General features: G+C 40.9%; 12 protein-coding genes. 8 read left to right on the top strand and 4 right to left on the bottom strand.

Annotated elements, in window-relative coordinates:
- Positions 1-37: 37 nt before the first annotated feature.
- Genes DBR40_RS06150 through DBR40_RS06125 form a run of 6 tightly spaced genes read left to right on the top strand, consistent with a single transcriptional unit; the run spans position 38 to position 6,945 of the window.
- Positions 38-1,171, top strand: coding sequence for a hybrid sensor histidine kinase/response regulator (locus DBR40_RS06150; RefSeq protein WP_124558873.1), 1,134 nt, complete (start codon positions 38-40; stop codon positions 1,169-1,171).
- Between the two features lie 18 nt (positions 1,172-1,189).
- Positions 1,190-4,777, top strand: coding sequence for a response regulator (locus tag DBR40_RS06145; protein ID WP_124558872.1), 3,588 nt, complete (start codon positions 1,190-1,192; stop codon positions 4,775-4,777).
- A 16-nt stretch (positions 4,778-4,793) separates the two neighbouring features.
- Positions 4,794-5,165 (top strand): two-component system response regulator, encoded by a 372-nt coding sequence (locus DBR40_RS06140; protein ID WP_124558871.1) that lies wholly within the window; start codon positions 4,794-4,796, stop codon positions 5,163-5,165.
- 2 nt (positions 5,166-5,167) lie between these two features.
- On the top strand, positions 5,168-5,986 hold the full coding sequence (locus DBR40_RS06135; RefSeq protein ID WP_124558870.1) for a CheR family methyltransferase: 819 nt from the start codon (positions 5,168-5,170) through the stop codon (positions 5,984-5,986).
- Complete coding sequence (locus tag DBR40_RS06130; RefSeq protein ID WP_124558869.1) at positions 5,971-6,555, top strand: chemotaxis protein CheB; 585 nt, start codon at positions 5,971-5,973, stop codon at positions 6,553-6,555. Before DBR40_RS06135 ends, DBR40_RS06130 begins: the two co-directional genes overlap by 16 nt.
- 24 nt (positions 6,556-6,579) lie before the next feature.
- Positions 6,580-6,945, top strand: a complete 366-nt coding sequence (locus DBR40_RS06125; RefSeq protein ID WP_124558868.1) for a response regulator — start codon at positions 6,580-6,582, stop codon at positions 6,943-6,945.
- A gap of 295 nt (positions 6,946-7,240) precedes the next feature.
- Here DBR40_RS06125 and DBR40_RS06120 read toward each other — a convergent pair whose 3' ends face one another.
- The 4 genes from DBR40_RS06120 to DBR40_RS06105 all read right to left on the bottom strand — a co-directional run bounded on the left by DBR40_RS06120 (position 7,241) and on the right by DBR40_RS06105 (position 12,472).
- Complete coding sequence (locus DBR40_RS06120; RefSeq protein ID WP_124558867.1) at positions 7,241-8,197, bottom strand: DUF3137 domain-containing protein; 957 nt, start codon at positions 8,195-8,197, stop codon at positions 7,241-7,243.
- Positions 8,197-8,754 carry a LemA family protein gene (locus tag DBR40_RS06115; RefSeq protein WP_124558866.1) on the bottom strand — a complete coding sequence of 186 codons (558 nt, stop codon included), beginning with the start codon at positions 8,752-8,754 and terminating at the stop codon, positions 8,197-8,199. The genes DBR40_RS06120 and DBR40_RS06115 overlap by 1 nt, the downstream gene beginning before the upstream one ends.
- A gap of 47 nt (positions 8,755-8,801) precedes the next feature.
- On the bottom strand, positions 8,802-10,619 hold the full coding sequence (locus tag DBR40_RS06110) for a hypothetical protein (RefSeq protein ID WP_124558865.1): 1,818 nt from the start codon (positions 10,617-10,619) through the stop codon (positions 8,802-8,804).
- Positions 10,620-10,684: 65 nt separating this feature from the next.
- Entirely contained in the window at positions 10,685-12,472 is a 1,788-nt protein-coding gene (locus DBR40_RS06105; protein ID WP_124558864.1) for a DUF748 domain-containing protein, read from the bottom strand.
- 246 nt (positions 12,473-12,718) lie between these two features.
- On the opposite strand from DBR40_RS06105, the gene miaB reads away from it, so the two are divergent.
- Together miaB and DBR40_RS06095 are read left to right on the top strand one after the other, a co-directional pair.
- On the top strand, positions 12,719-14,137 hold the full coding sequence (gene miaB, locus DBR40_RS06100; RefSeq protein ID WP_124558863.1) for a tRNA (N6-isopentenyl adenosine(37)-C2)-methylthiotransferase MiaB: 1,419 nt from the start codon (positions 12,719-12,721) through the stop codon (positions 14,135-14,137).
- 90 nt (positions 14,138-14,227) lie between these two features.
- On the top strand, positions 14,228-15,475 hold the full coding sequence (locus tag DBR40_RS06095) for a sigma 54-interacting transcriptional regulator (protein ID WP_124558862.1): 1,248 nt from the start codon (positions 14,228-14,230) through the stop codon (positions 15,473-15,475).
- Positions 15,476-15,517 lie beyond the last annotated feature (42 nt).

Here is a 15,517-nt window from a genome sequence, read left to right as displayed (position 1 = left end):
CATAATTATCCCGGCTTCTTATTTGTTTTAATAAAGAATGATCCTTATAGTTGATGACAGGCCTGAAAACCTGATCTCGTTACAGAAAGTACTGCAGGCACACAATTTTGAGGTTGATACCGCATCATCAGGTGAAGAAGCACTAAAAAAAGTTTTAAAGCATAATTACGTCCTGATTATTCTCGATGTACAAATGCCCGACATGGACGGCTTTGAAGTGGCAGAGGCCATTTCGGGCTTTAGTAAGGCAAAAGATACCGCCATTATTTTTCTCTCGGCCGTTAATACCGAACTCAAGTTTATTACAAAAGGATACCTTAGCGGAGGATTGGATTACATTACCAAACCTGTTGATATTAATGTACTCCTGTTAAAAATCAAAACCTTTTACCGCATTTACGAGCAAAACAGAAAGCTAAACGAGGTGCAGGAAAAGCTTTTGGAAGAAATAGAATTCCGCAAGCAGGCCGAACATAAAAAAGATGAGTTTATCAGTATTGCCAGTCACGAGTTAAAAACACCTTTAACCAGTGTAAAAGGCTATATTCAGTTGTTGCAGAGAAGCTTAAACCGCGATGATAAAACCATGGCGCAAAATCATCTCGAAAAAGCAAGCATACAGCTCGAAAAACTGAATGACCTCATTGTAGATCTGCTTGATATATCTAAAATCGAAAGCGGTAAGATGAAGTTTAACCTGAAAAGCTTTTGCGCCGATAACATGGTAAACAATGCCATCGAGATGCTGCAGCAATCTAACCCCGATTTTAAAATTACCAAGTTGGGCCAAACCCACGAAATGATTTTTGGCGACGAAATCAGGTTGGAGCAGGTGGTAATCAATTTCATTACCAATGCCATCAAATATGCACCTGGCACCAATCAGGTTAATGTTACCATCAATATAAAAGACGGCAAACTGTATCTGGCCGTTAAAGATTTTGGCATTGGCATTTCAAAAGAACAGCAGGAGAAAATATTCGATAAGTTTTACCGTGTTGAAGAAAACAGCAATCGTTTTAATGGCCTGGGCATTGGTTTGTATATCTGTTCAGAAATTATAAACCGGCATGGCGGTAAAATAGGGGTAAATAGTGTTCCTGATGAGGGCTCTGAATTTTATTTTATTATCCCAATTACCGAAGAAGAAATCATAAAGAACCAGATCTAATTAGCTTTAATTCCTATAATGAAAACAACCCTTAAAAATAACCTGCGTTTGGGCCTTGGCCTTTCGTTGATTATTCTGTTTATCAGTTCGCTGGCATCGTACACCAGTATTAGTAACCTGATTAAAAGTACCGATCTGGTAAAACACAGCGATGAGGTGATTTTAAGCGCCGAAGGTGTAATCTCGACCTTAAAAGATGCCGAAACCGGTCAGCGGGGTTATCTTTTAACAGGGAACAAGATCTTTTTGCAGCCCTATTACGGTTCTACCGATACGGCCATGAACGCCCTGAACAAAATGCAGGTACTAACCAAAGATAACCCTCTGCAACAGAAAAATATTAAAGCACTAAGGGATATTATGGGCCGCAGGCTAAATATTATTACCTCTACCATCGAAATTAAATCGCTGGGCGGACAAATTGACCCTACCGTGCTTTTACAGGGCAAAACCTATATGGACCAGGCAAGGGCAGTTGTAGCCGGGATGGTTAGCGAGGAAAGAAGATTATTAGAGAGCCGTACCATCGAACTCAATAAACTGACTGCTTATACGCCAGTTTTAATATTGGTGGCTGCTTTACTGGCGGTGCTCATTACCCTGTTTTTTTATAGAAAAGTTTCTATCGATTTTGATGAACGCGTTAAGCTTCAGAATGAAATTGAGGATAAAAAGTACGAAATGGAAAAGCGTATTCTGGCCATTAAAGAAATTGCACATCAGATTTCTATTGGTAACTATGGCGTAAAGCTCGATAGCCAGACCCGCGATGATATTGGAGAACTTTCCGATTCGTTAAATACCATGTCAGCCTCATTAAAAAAATCGTTCGATACACTTGAAGAAAATGAATGGCTGCAAACAGGCGTGGCCAATCTGAACGTTAAAATGGTTGGCGAAAAAGATGTTTTTCATCTGGCCGAAGATATTATTGCCTTTCTTGCCACTTACACCAAAAGCCAGATTGGTGCTTTATATCTTTTTAAAGACGACGGATACTTGCATTTGAAAGGGCAATATGCCTTGCAGGGACAAAATTTAACACAAACTTTAGAAATCGGACAGGGATTAATTGGCCAGGCCGTAAAATCGGGCAAATCAATCTTGCTGGATGATGTGCCTCAAAATGAGCTTACCATTAGCCATGCCACAGGCAACATAAGGCCTGCACAGTTAATTGTACTGCCTATTATTAGAAATGAAATTTCTATTGGTGGTTTGGAACTGGGTACCATTGGCAAATACACCGATTTACAGCTGCACTTTTTAAACCTGGTATCAACCGATGTAGGTACCGCGCTGCTGGGGGCGCAGAACCGTCAGAAATTGCAGCAGCTGCTGGAAGAAACCCAGGCACAATCTGAAGAGCTGCAGGTGCAACACAATGAACTGGAGGGTTTAAATGCCGAGCTTGAGGCGCAGGCGCAGAAACTTCAGGCAAGCGAAGAAGAGCTCCGGGTACAACAGGAAGAATTGTTGCAAAGCAACCAGGAGCTGGAAGAAAGAAGCAGCTTACTGGAAGAGAAAAACGAACTGATTGAAGAGCGCAATGTCGAAATTCAGCAAAAAGCCGAGGCTTTAGAATTAAGTACCAGATACAAATCTGAGTTTCTAGCCAACATGTCGCACGAGCTAAGAACGCCACTCAATTCGATTCTGCTTTTATCGAGGTTGATGGCCGAAAATGAAGCAATGGACCGCGAACACCAGGAGTATGCCGAAGTGATTCAAAGCTCGGGACAAGGCTTGTTGAGCTTAATTGATGAGATTTTGGATTTATCCAAAATAGAAGCGGGTAAAATGGAACTCGATCGTACCAACATTAAAGTGGACGATATTGTGCTTAATATGCGTGCACTCTTTAACCCGATGGCCAGGGATAAAAACTTAACATTCGAAATTGAAAAATCGGCAACGGTGCCCGAGTTTTTTCATACTGATAAAATGCGCTTAGAGCAGATTATTAAAAATCTACTGTCGAATGCCATTAAGTTTACCACTGTAGGTACTGTAACCTTAGCCATCGAAAAAAATGATAAACTGGCTGCCTTGGTATTTAAAGTTACTGATACCGGTGTGGGTATTGCACCCGAAAAGCAGGGCATGGTTTTCGAGGCCTTTCAGCAGGCCGATGGTTCTACCCGCCGTAAATTTGGTGGTACCGGCTTAGGCTTGTCCATCAGTCGTGAGCTGGCTAAACTGTTGGGTGGTTACATCGAATTAAAAAGTAAGGAAAACGAAGGCAGTGTTTTCACCTTGACCTTGCCTATCGATAAAAATAAGGGCTTTGATGGTGTAATTGCAAATTTAGACCAACCAACAACCACAATTACGGAGCATACAGCTAAAAAAATAAATCCCTTAACCGTAGCTAATATTCCTCAGGAAATAGAAGACGACAGGGAGAATATCCAGCCGGATGATAAAGTGATTTTGATTGTGGAGGATGATACCCCTTTTGCCAAAACATTGCTGGATTTTACCCGGAAAAGAAATTACAAAGGATTAGTGGCTGTGCGTGGCGATATGGGTATTGAAATGGCCAAAACCTATAAACCGCTGGCTATACTGCTCGATATTCAGCTGCCGGTTAAAGATGGCTGGCAGGTAATGGAAGAATTGAAATCAGATCCTTCAACCCGGCCGATTCCGGTGCACATCATGTCGTCGTTACAGGTAAAGAAAGAAAGTTTGTTAAAAGGAGCGGTTGATTTTATCAATAAGCCGTTTGCTTTTGAGCACATGCAGGAAATCTTTGCCAAACTGGAACATGCTTTAAGTCGCCACCCTAAAAAGGTACTTATTGTCGAAGAAAATGAACAGCATGCCAAGGCTTTAAGCTACTTTTTAAGCAATTTTAACATCCAGACAGAAATTGTAAATCAGGTAAACGAAAGTGTTTCGGCTTTGCACAAACCAGAGGTGAATTGTGTAATCCTGGATATGGGCATTCCCGATAAACATGCTTACGAAACGCTGGAGGTGGTGAAAAAAACTCCCGGCTTGGAAAACCTGCCCATTATCATTTTTACAGGCAAAAACCTCTCAAAAGGCGAAGAGAACCGGATAAAACAATATGCCGATTCTATAGTGGTAAAAACCGCACATTCGTATCAGCGCATTTTAGATGAAGCGGGGCTGTTTTTGCACCTGGTAGAGGAAAAAAGCAAAGAGAAAACCAAAACCACCAAAAAGTTCTCGGAGTTGCAGGATGTGTTAAAAGGGAAAACCGTTTTGGTGGCTGATGATGATGTGCGTAACATTTTTTCATTAACGAAGATGCTGGAGCAACACCAGATGAAAGTTTTGGCCGCTACAGATGGAAAAGAAGCACTAAAACTTTTGAACGAAAACGCCGATGTAGATGTGGTGCTGATGGATATGATGATGCCCGAGCTGGATGGTTACGAAACAACAACGGCCATCAGGCAGGATCTTAAATACCGTAACCTGCCAATATTGGCTGTAACGGCAAAGGCCATGATGGGCGACCGCGAAAAGTGCATCGCAGCAGGTGCTTCAGACTATATCAGCAAACCGGTAGATATGGATCAGTTAATCTCTTTATTGCGGGTTTGGCTGTACGAAAATCATCATAAATCATAAAACATTTTAATCTGTTATGCCTCAAAAGTTAATTCTCATTATTGATGATGACAATCGAAACATTTTTGCCCTGAAGGCTGTTTTAAAGGCCAAAGGATTCAATTGTTTGTCAGCTATAAGCGCTCATGATGGTTTTTCTATTATAGAAGAACACGATAATGTTGCCATTGTGTTAATGGATATGATGATGCCGGATATGGATGGTTATCAGGCCATTGCCGCGATGAAAAAATCGGCCAAAATGCGAAATATACCTGTTTTGGCAGTAACTGCCCAGGCCATGGTTGGCGATAAAGAACGTTGCCTCAGTGCAGGTGCATCGGGCTATGTTTCAAAGCCGATAAACGTTGATGAATTGTTAATGCAGATAGAAAAATTTACCAACTAGCAGTGATAAGTGAAGTGATAGATAATGAGCAGGTTGAACTGTTGCTGAACGATGTTTTAGAAACTCATGGCTATGATTTTCTCGAATATTCGCATGCTTCGATAAAAAGGAGGATTACGCGGCTCTATGCGCTCGATAGTTTTGTAAGCTTTGCTGAGTTTCGTTATACTGTAAGAACCGATAAGCAATATTTTAAACGTTTTCTGGAAGAAATTACGGTTAATGTTACCGAAATGTTCCGCGATCCGTCTTTTTATAAGGCCCTGCGTAATGATGTACTTCCGGTTTTGGGTACCTATCCTTTCATACGCATTTGGGTTGCAGGCTGCTCTACCGGAGAGGAGGCCTATTCGCTGGCTATTTTGTTAAAAGAATTAAACCTGTTAAACAAATCGCTTATTTATGCCACAGATATTAATCCATCTGTTTTAGAAAAGGCAAAAAAAGGCATGTTTCCTTTAAATTACCTCAAACAGTATTCTGAAAATTACCAGCAAGCGGGTGGTACCAAAGATTTTTCTACCTATTACACGGCAAACTATTCGCTGGCTAAATTTGATGAGTGTTTGAGTAGTAAAATGATTTTTTCTACCCACAACCTGGTTTCTGACCATTCTTTTAACGAGTTTCAGCTTATTCTGTGCCGGAATGTATTAATTTACTTTGATAAAGACCTGCAGCATAAGGTTTTTAACCTGTTCGATAATAGTATCGAAAATTTGGGTTATTTGGCCTTAGGTAGCAAAGAAAGTTTGGAGTTTTGGCCTAAAGCCAAAGCATATAGAAGGATTAAACTGGAGAAAATATGGAGAAAACTGTAAATACAGCCTCCTGTAGCGCATTAATTATAGGGGGCTCTGCCGGTAGTTTAGATGTATTGCTCGAAATTTTTCCTCAGCTAAGCCAGGACCTCAAGTTCCCCATTATACTGGTGGTACACCGCAAAGCCAGCAACGAATCGCTGCTTACCGATTTGATTAGAAACCGCACTTCGCTGTTGGTTAGCGAGGCTGAAGAAAAGGAATTGTTAACAGCAGGAAAGGTATTTATTGCACCAGCCGATTATCATTTGCTGATAGAAGAAGACCACAGTATTTCGCTCGATTATTCAGAAAAAATAAATTATTCGCGCCCTTCAATCGATGTTACCTTTCAGTCTGCTGCAGAGGTTTTTAAGGTAGGCCTGGTGTGCATTTTGCTCTCAGGATCTAATGCCGATGGGGTAGAGGGGTTAAAAAGTGTAAACAATTTTGGGGGTAAAGTGGTTATACAAAATCCAAATACGGCCATAATGCCGTATATGCCCCAGCAAGCGGTACTGCAGGTACAGCCGCATGTGGTTTTGGATGGTCATGATATGGCCGCGTATATAAATAAATTGAATAATTAATTTACTTTTTCGGAGGTTAAATATATGGCAGGTGTAAAGAAAGTATTTGTTTTTGATGATAACAGGGATATCCTTGATCTATGTACATTTATTTTAGAGGATGCAGGTTACGAAATCAAAACATCTGAAAATGCAAACGATATAGAAAAACAGGTGGCCGAGTACATGCCCGATTTAATTTTTATGGATAACTGGCTACCCGATTTGGGAGGCATACAGGCTACAAAAGCTTTAAAAAGTCACCCCGATTTAAAACACATACCCGTAATTTATTTTTCGGCTAATAACGATATTTCTTCGCTTGCCGATGAGGCTGGTGCCGATAGCTATTTATCAAAACCTTTTGATATTGCCGCCTTGGAGGATATTGTGAGAAAGCATTTAAGTTAGGACTGTAACGATATTATTTAACCGCAAAGCGCGCAAAGACCAAACGCAAAGAACGCTAAGCAATGGAGTATAGTATCAAAATTGTAAGCCCCTTTGCGTACTCTGTGAAACACTTCGCGACTTTTGCGGTTAAACGAAAGATAATTTCAGCCACGGATTCACGGAAAGCATGGATATTTGGTGCAATTTGAATGTCTCATTTCCTCTGTGCAATACTTCGTACCCTTTGTGGTAAAAAATACTAATGTTATTTATCTACGTAACAATTCGCGACTTTTGCGGTTAAACTTATTAGTTATGCCTTCCCCCAGATGCGCGTATTCAAATCCAGTTCCTGTACAATATCATACATAAATTTAACAGCTGTAATATCATCGTTCAGGGTTTCGGCATTAATTAAAGATTTAAACACCGGTGGTTCGAAATAATTCCGGTTTAGCGGGAAAGCGATATACATCCTTGATTCGATAAATGATAAGGTAATCTCGTACTTGGATTCGCGGTTAAGCGTTAAAATCCGATCCATCATAGCCGGAGTTAAAATATAACGCGCTTCCACCTGATCAGAGCCATAAGTTACAAAGGTTTTGTCAAAATCAGGGTTTTCGAGCTTTACTACATCACTATCACCAAAGGAGAAGATGTTTTTCGAAAACCAGGCGCCCAGTGCATTTGCAAAGCCCTTCGGACGCACAATGGTTATTCCGTTAAAGTTTTTGTTAAAATCAGCTGCAAAAATAATCCCTCTAAAAATGTCGTGCCATTCGGTGCGTGTACCATTTTTAGTTTGCGTTACTGTTTTGTATTCGGCATGTACCTCGGCAAAGTAAAACCTGGTTTTCCCGGCACTTCCGGTTACTAAGTCTTCCGTATTGTAACGATCAGGTTTTTGGGTGAAAAGCTGTGTATAAACAAATTCAGAAGCATCAATACCAGCGCCCGGCTGTAGCGCTAAGCTTTCGTCTAAAAATTTAAGTGCAGCACCAATTACATCGCGTTTATAAGCATTTTTATAAGCCCTTAAATCGTCGCCGATTTTATAATGCAGCACCGCACCATAAATAAAAGGGATTAACCCGCCAATAACTGCGGGGATGGGAAAGCCCAATATAAAGCAGATAACAGCTATGGCTATACCCAGCAAAATAAAAATATAGCCTTTGATTTGGGTTGAGGCAATTTTTTTGCGCTCAAGATCCATCGTAGCCAACACCTGCTGCAAGGCTACATTTCCTTCAATACCGAATTGCATTAGTTATTGAAAAGATCTTTTGCGCTAATGTTTTTGCGTTCTTCGGCTGCAGTTTCTAGAACCGGTGTAGGCTGAAAGTTAAGCATGCCGGCAAATAAACTTCCCGGAAACATCATAATGGCGTTGTTGTAATCGGTAACACTGGCATTATAGGTTCTTCTGGCTGCGGCAATCTGCTCTTCACTTTCGGTCCAGGTGGTTTGCAGGTTTATAAAATTGGTGTTGGCCTTTAAATCAGGGTAGTTTTCAATGTTTACCATTAAACCCTTCATGCTGCTGCTCAGCTCACTGTCTAGTTGCGCTTTTTCGGAAGGTGTAATGTTTCCCGAGGTTGCTTTGGCCCTGAGTTCAACAATTTTGGTTAAGGTTCCCTGTTCGTAAGTAGTATATTGTTTTACCACTTCAACAAGGTTTGGAATTAAATCGAAACGTTTTTTAAGCATTACATCAATGGCCGAAAAGGCATTGGTAACCTGGTTTTTCTTTCCGATAAGGGAGTTGTAAAAGAAAATTCCGAAAAGGAATATAACACCGATAATAATGAGGGCAATAATCATAATTGTAGTTTAAGGTTTAGAGTATAAATATATACAAACGTTACAAATTAACGCTTTTCGCGTTTTTCTAATCGTTCGCGGTTTTGGCGGCGCTCCAGTCTTTTCTGTTTTCGCTGCAGGTGACTTTCTCTCATGGCCTTAAATTTGGCAATATGCGCCTTCACTTCGTTCTGTTTTTCTTCGGTAATGCCAATGCTGTATTTTATGCCTGTAAAAAGGCTGCGCCATATCATGCTAAAAAATGAAGTATTGGCCGGGCGACTATAGTTTACGCTTAAAGGAATAAGTTTTCCGTCGGGACCCGGGTTTTCTGATTTGATGATTAGTGCATTGGCTAAGAATGATAGCAGGCCTCTTGTAACCAGGTGATCCTTTTCGGGGTCGTTCCTCATCAATGCAACCGAAAGGTCGTAGTACGAGAAGGCAACCGTGCCTTTAGCGCCCGAATCGTTAGCCTTGAAATTGAATTTAAGCTGATCTACATTGCCTCGGTTAATGCGTACAAGCCCCAACGGCTTGGTAATCTGGTTCAATACACGTGCATTAAAGCTATGGAGAGTTCCGTTATATGAAAAGGCACCATCATTAGCGGTAAGGTCGAATACAAAATTTACATCCAGTTTGCCCTGGCCGCAGAGGTAGGTAGTAAGATTGGCTTCCATAACTGGATTTATGGCCTTAATTTTTTGAAGGTTGGTGGCGTTTTTAATAAAGCCCGAAGTATGCTGAAAAGTAATTTGTCCTTTCTGGTTACTTTCGTTATTGTAAACTGCATAGTTAATGCCTACATCTTTCACTTGTATTTTTTGCACCAAAATAGGCATGTTAACACGTTGCAGCAGCTGGTGTGGAAACCTGCCAATTTTATTCTCTACCGGTTTTTGTTTAAGCCCTTTTTGGCTAAATACCGAAACAAAGCCATTTGCTATAGCCATCTCTTTTGCCCAAAGCTCTTGTTTGCTAATGTAAAGGGGCATGTCGATCCCGTTAAACATGATGTCGTTCATGCTGATATTAAAACGCTCGCGGGCATATCCGGCAACTTTTCCAAAGGCCATTTCATCATGCAGGGGTACAAGGGCAAAATGGTTAACCCGCAACTTACCGGTGCTGGCCCTGAAATCGAGCTTTTCCAGCTTAATATCGTACATCTTATCGGGCGTGCGGTAAGCATAATCGTTCAGGTTGATGACAATATCTTTAAGCAGATAAAAACGGGTTGGGTCTTCTGCCGAGGTAGAATCAACCAGTAAATCGGTGAGGGTAATATTCAGATCATCAATAGCAAAAGGTACCTCTTTTTTAAGGTTGTTGTTTACGTATTTAAAGCTTACATCCCTAAACCGAATCGATTTGATGCTAAACTCCTTAAGGTTTTTGGAAATAAAAGCATAAGGCGATTTAATTGGGCGTGGTGCCCGGCCCTCGTTAAAGGCAAACTGCCGGTTTACCATGCTAACCTCGGGCTTATCAAATAAAACCTCTTCCAGCTGCAGTTTTCTTTCGCGGTAAAGTGTTAAGGGGTGGAAACGTTTAACCACCAGCTTTTTTAATGAAACGGTATACAGGTTATTGGGTGCACGTTTCAGGGCTATCAACTGCTTATACCGGTTCTGATCGGGAGTGATTTTTACATTTTGGAGCGTAGCATTACCCGTAAAAATATTGGTGCTTACCTTGGTAAAGCTGATGGTGTACAAGCTATCGGTAGAAGTATAAAGCAGGGTTTTGATCCTGCTGGTAAGCATAGGGCGCGATTTTACGTTTAAAAACCAGGCAATGCCAGCCAATACCAGAAAAATACCGAGCAAGCTGCCCGTAATCCATTTTAAAACTTTATAACGATATCTTTTAGTAGCTGGCATTAAAAACGGGGACAATTTTTTAACAGCAATATACAGTTATAAAGATAATTGTAAGGCATTTAGACTTAGTTATTTTCTCTTTTTGCCTTCCTGGCAGCTTTTCTATCTGCCCGTTTTTGCTCCCTGATCTTTTTGGCAATTACCTTCTGCTGTTTTACCGGATTTTTTTCAGGCACTACGCTCACACCTACAATATCTTTAATGCCCACAAAAACCGTTTTCCACATCAGGTTAAAGAACGATGCCGAATTGATCCGGTTATTGGTCATGGTAGCCCGACGCACTGCTTCTCCCTTTTGTGGGTTTTCATTTTTCACCAATACGGTATTGGCGAGGAAAGATAAGAAGCCTTTTTCTTTGGTTCCTTCTCCATCAATATTATCAGATAAGAGTTTTATTTTTAAATTGCTATACAACATGTTCATCGAGCCGCTCGCCGACCTTAAATTTCCATCTGCTCTAAAATCGATATGCTGTACATTGCCACTTTCTATTTCTACTAATCCAAGCGCTTTCGATAAAGGGTTTAAGTTTTTCAGGTCAAAATTGCCCAGGTTTCCGCTGTAACTAAAGGCCCCATTGGGATCGGTGAGGTTAAAATCGATTTTTACATTCAATTTCCCTGCACCCATTAAGCGCGAATCGAGATCGGCGAGGGCATGATTATGTTGCTTTAAACGTGTACTATCATTGGTAACATTTAAAATGGTTCCGGTTAGCCCTTTAAACTCTACGGAGCCTGTTTTTTTGCTGGCAGGGTTATATTCAGCGTATTTTACATCTACATTTCTAAGCTTTACGGTATCAATAATGGTAGGTAAGTTTAACCGTTTCAAGGTCATGTTGGGATAATTTTGGCCTTTATCAAAACCTGGTGGAGGTGGCGATTCACGGCTCATAAATACTTCTACATTAGCCGGGCCTATTTTTAACGAGCGAGCGTGCAGCGTTTGATCGGCGTTTAAGGCAACAAAATCAACTCCGTTAAGTTCTATTTTATCAAAAGCTAAATTGTAGCGGTCTTTCTGTACCTTGTATTTCCGGGTAAAAGTTAATTCGGAGTACAAAGGCAAAAGGGTAAAGCCTTTAGCGGTTATGCGTTTTGATTTGGCAGAGCCCGTAATGGTATCTACCTTCATCGAATACATTTTATTTTTGGTAACGGACTTATAGCCCGCAAGCTGAAAGGATATATCTTTGGTATAATAGAACCTGGTTGTATCATTACCTGAAAGCGAATCCAGTAAAAAATCGTTAACCGTAATATCGAGGTGTTTAATTGAGTTTTTTACTTTTTTAGTTCCCGTTTTATTAATATAATCGAAATCGGCATCTACAATCTTTATCGCCTTAACATGGATGGATTTAAAAATCTTCGATACCTGGTCGTAAAGTGTTTTTTCGTTTTTAATGGTATCGGCTTTTTTAGGCACCTTGTTGTAAATCATATTGATGGAAGGCTGCTGTAAAATAATTTCGCTTACTGCTACCTTTTTTTTAAAATAGGCCGTTAATATACCAACGCGGCTAATCTGTAGTTTTTTTAACTTCAGCTCAAAGGTATGCGTAGGTGCCAGCCTGGCTACTTTTAAACTATCGAAAACCAAAGGGTTGGGGGTTAGCGTTACATCGCGTAGGGCCAGACTACCTGTAATTACATTCAGGTTGATGCTTTTAAAATCGATTTGATAGAGGTGGTGCGAACCATTATACACCCCGGCCTTTATTTCTTCGGTAAGCAGGGGCTTCCATCTGGCACTCAAAAACATGGCGCCGAATAATAAAATCAGGATTAAGATCCCAAGGATACTGCCAATCCAGATCCAAACTTTGTTTTTATGTTGAGCTGTCATTTTTATGGCTTAATTGATACGTAACAGATGTAAGGGAGAAAGGTTTTTGATAGGCCGAAAGCTTAAAGTCTAAAGCGGAAGGACCAAAGTTGGATATGCTTTGGTAAAAACCAGATAAGGGTACGCTTTATTAACACGAAAAGTGCGGGATCATAATCATACTGTAAACATTTAAACAAAATATGTCAATTTGTCACTTTTAATTTTATTTGTGTATTTTTGCAATCCCCAAAATGTTTTTAAATAATGATTGATTTACAAGTACCAGATAAGACGCATGATGAGGCAAGGCAAGGCGAAGCGTTAATTTTAGATACGCCAGTAAAAGCCGATGCCCGCAAATTATATATCGAAAGTTATGGTTGCGCCATGAATTTTGCCGATAGCGAAATTGTTGCCTCTATTTTGTCGGAAACTGGATTTGAAACCACAGGGGATTACCATCAGGCCGATGTGATTTTTATCAATACCTGTTCAATCCGCGAAAATGCAGAAACCAGGGTTAGAAACCGCCTGTCGCAGTTTGGGGTAGAAAAACGCCGTAATCCGAAGTTAATTGTTGGCGTTTTGGGTTGTATGGCTGAGCGCTTAAAATCTAAATTTTTAGAAGAAGAGCGTTTAGTTGACGTAGTAGTAGGTCCTGATGCTTACCGCGATTTACCAAACTTAATTGAGCAGGTAGAAAGTGGTCACAAGGCTGTTAACGTACTGTTATCGCGCGAGGAAACCTATGCCGATATTAGCCCGGTACGTTTAAACAGCAACGGCATTACCGCGTTTATTTCAATTACGCGCGGTTGCAACAACATGTGCTCGTTCTGCGTGGTACCATTTACCCGTGGCCGTGAGCGTAGCCGCGATGCGCATTCGATTATTGAAGAAGCAAAAACTTTGTTTGATGGTGGTTACCGTGAGGTTACCCTTTTAGGCCAAAACGTAGATTCGTATACGTGGACATCGGAAGATGGCACCGAAACCGTAAATTTTGCGCAGCTTTTGGAGCAAACAGCTTTGGTTAGCCCCGATTTGAGAGTGCGTTTTTCTACTTCGCACCCTAAAGATATTACCGACGAAGTTTTACACACCATTGCCAAATACGATAACATTTGTAACTATATCCATTTACCAGTTCAATCGGGTAATACACGCGTGCTTGAATTGATGAACCGGACATATACCCGCGAATGGTATATCAACCGTATCGATGCCATCCGTAATATTATTCCCGGTTGTGCAATTTCGACCGATATTATTGCCGGTTTCTGTACCGAAACAGAAGAAGAGCACCAGGAAACGTTGAGTATGATGGATTATGTGGAGTACGATTTTGCCTATAATTTTACCTATTCTGAGCGTCCGGGTACTTTAGCTGCACGGAAATTCGAAGATGATATCCCTGAAGATGTTAAGAAACGCCGTTTGGCCGAAATTCTGGCGAAGCAACAGGCGCACTCGTTAATGCGTTTGCAGGAGTGGGTAGGAAAAACCGTTCGTGTTTTAATTGAAGGCACTTCAAAAAAATCAGATAAAGACTATTGCGGAAGAGGTGATAGCGGTGCGATGGCCATTTTTCCGGCTATTGAAGGCGTTAAACCCGGCCAGTACGCAAATGTATTTATCGAGAAATGTACATCTGCTACACTGATCGGTAAAATCGTGTCGTAAATCCGTTATGCTGTTCTGATTTATCTGGATCAGCATCTTAAACCAAAGAGACACTGAAACAAGTTCAGTGTGACGAAACATTAAAGAAGAATGGATACACAAAATATTAAACAACGTTTCGGTATTATTGGCAATTCGCCTTTGCTTAACCGTGCTATAGATATTGCCAGCCAGGTAGCGCCTACTGATATGTCGGTATTGATAACCGGCGAAAGCGGTAGCGGTAAAGAGGTGTTCTCGCAAATTATCCACCAAATGAGCGCCCGTAAACACGGTGCCTTTATTGCAGTAAACTGCGGTGCCATTCCCGAAGGAACGATAGATTCGGAACTTTTTGGTCACGAAAAGGGATCTTTTACCGGCGCACACGAGGCACGTAAAGGTTATTTTGAAGTAGCCAACGGCGGAACCATTTTTTTAGATGAAGTTGCCGAATTGCCTTTAGGTACCCAGGCACGTTTGCTGCGGATTTTAGAAAGCGGCGAATATTTGCGCGTAGGTTCATCTAAAGTGCAAAAAACCGATGTACGCATTATTGCCGCAACCAATGTGGATGTGTACAACCGCGTTAAGAACGGCAAATTCCGCGAGGATTTATATTACAGGTTAAATACTGTTCCATTGCGTATCCCGGCTTTGCAGGAGCGTAAAGAAGATATTTATTTGTTGTTCAGAAAATTTGCAGCCGATTTTAGCGATAAATACCGTAGTCCGGCTTTGCACCTCGAACCAGATGCCATACAAATTTTAACCAATTACAGTTGGCCCGGAAACGTGCGTCAGTTAAAAAATATTGCCGAGCAGATTTGCGTGCTGGAGAAAGATCGCAATGTTACCGGTCAGGCTATATTAAATTATATCCCTAACGAGGCAGGTAGTAATTTGCCAATGGCCATCAATTCTCAGTCAAAAGAAGATTTTACAGAAAGGGATATTTTGTACAAAGTTCTTTTCGATATGAAAAAGGACATGGTTGAGCTGAAGAAACTGGTTGCTGAGATTATTCAGCATGGAGGCAATACTGCAACTGTTTTGGCCGATAACCCGCAATACATTAACCAGCTGTACCGTGATGTAGAGTTGCCTGCCGGACAAGAACATGCGTTTACGATACAACAACCCGCGCCAAGCAATAATAACATCAATGGCAGCAATAATGCTGATTATTTTACGCACGATGCCGAAGAGGTAGAAGAATCGTTATCGCTGATTGATAAGGAATCGGACCTGATTAAAAAAGCGTTGAAAAAGCACAAAGGCAAGCGCAAGTTTGCTGCCCAGGAACTGGGTATATCAGAACGTACCCTGTACCGTAAGATTAAAGAATTAAATTTATAAGTTTAAGCCACTGTTGCCGTTATAAGCATGCTGTAAAAAAGC

The sequence above is a fragment of the Pedobacter sp. KBW01 genome, from assembly GCF_003852395.1.
Classification (GTDB): Bacteria; Bacteroidota; Bacteroidia; order Sphingobacteriales; family Sphingobacteriaceae; genus Pedobacter.
This window is presented reverse-complemented; position numbering and strand designations above follow the sequence as displayed.

Excerpts from the sequence above, each read along its gene's own strand:
- DBR40_RS06150 (WP_124558873.1), top strand. The coding sequence starts at position 38 with ATGATCCTTATAGTTGATGACAGGCCTGAAAACCTGATCTCGTTACAG.
- DBR40_RS06145 (WP_124558872.1), top strand. The coding sequence starts at position 1,190 with ATGAAAACAACCCTTAAAAATAACCTGCGTTTGGGCCTTGGCCTTTCG.
- DBR40_RS06140 (WP_124558871.1), top strand. The coding sequence starts at position 4,794 with ATGCCTCAAAAGTTAATTCTCATTATTGATGATGACAATCGAAACATT.
- DBR40_RS06130 (WP_124558869.1), top strand. The coding sequence starts at position 5,971 with ATGGAGAAAACTGTAAATACAGCCTCCTGTAGCGCATTAATTATAGGG.
- DBR40_RS06125 (WP_124558868.1), top strand. The coding sequence starts at position 6,580 with ATGGCAGGTGTAAAGAAAGTATTTGTTTTTGATGATAACAGGGATATC.
- DBR40_RS06120 (WP_124558867.1), bottom strand. The coding sequence starts at position 8,197 with ATGCAATTCGGTATTGAAGGAAATGTAGCCTTGCAGCAGGTGTTGGCT.
- DBR40_RS06115 (WP_124558866.1), bottom strand. The coding sequence starts at position 8,754 with ATGATTATTGCCCTCATTATTATCGGTGTTATATTCCTTTTCGGAATT.
- DBR40_RS06110 (WP_124558865.1), bottom strand. The coding sequence starts at position 10,619 with ATGCCAGCTACTAAAAGATATCGTTATAAAGTTTTAAAATGGATTACG.
- DBR40_RS06105 (WP_124558864.1), bottom strand. The coding sequence starts at position 12,472 with ATGACAGCTCAACATAAAAACAAAGTTTGGATCTGGATTGGCAGTATC.
- miaB (WP_124558863.1), top strand. The coding sequence starts at position 12,719 with ATGATTGATTTACAAGTACCAGATAAGACGCATGATGAGGCAAGGCAA.
- DBR40_RS06095 (WP_124558862.1), top strand. The coding sequence starts at position 14,228 with ATGGATACACAAAATATTAAACAACGTTTCGGTATTATTGGCAATTCG.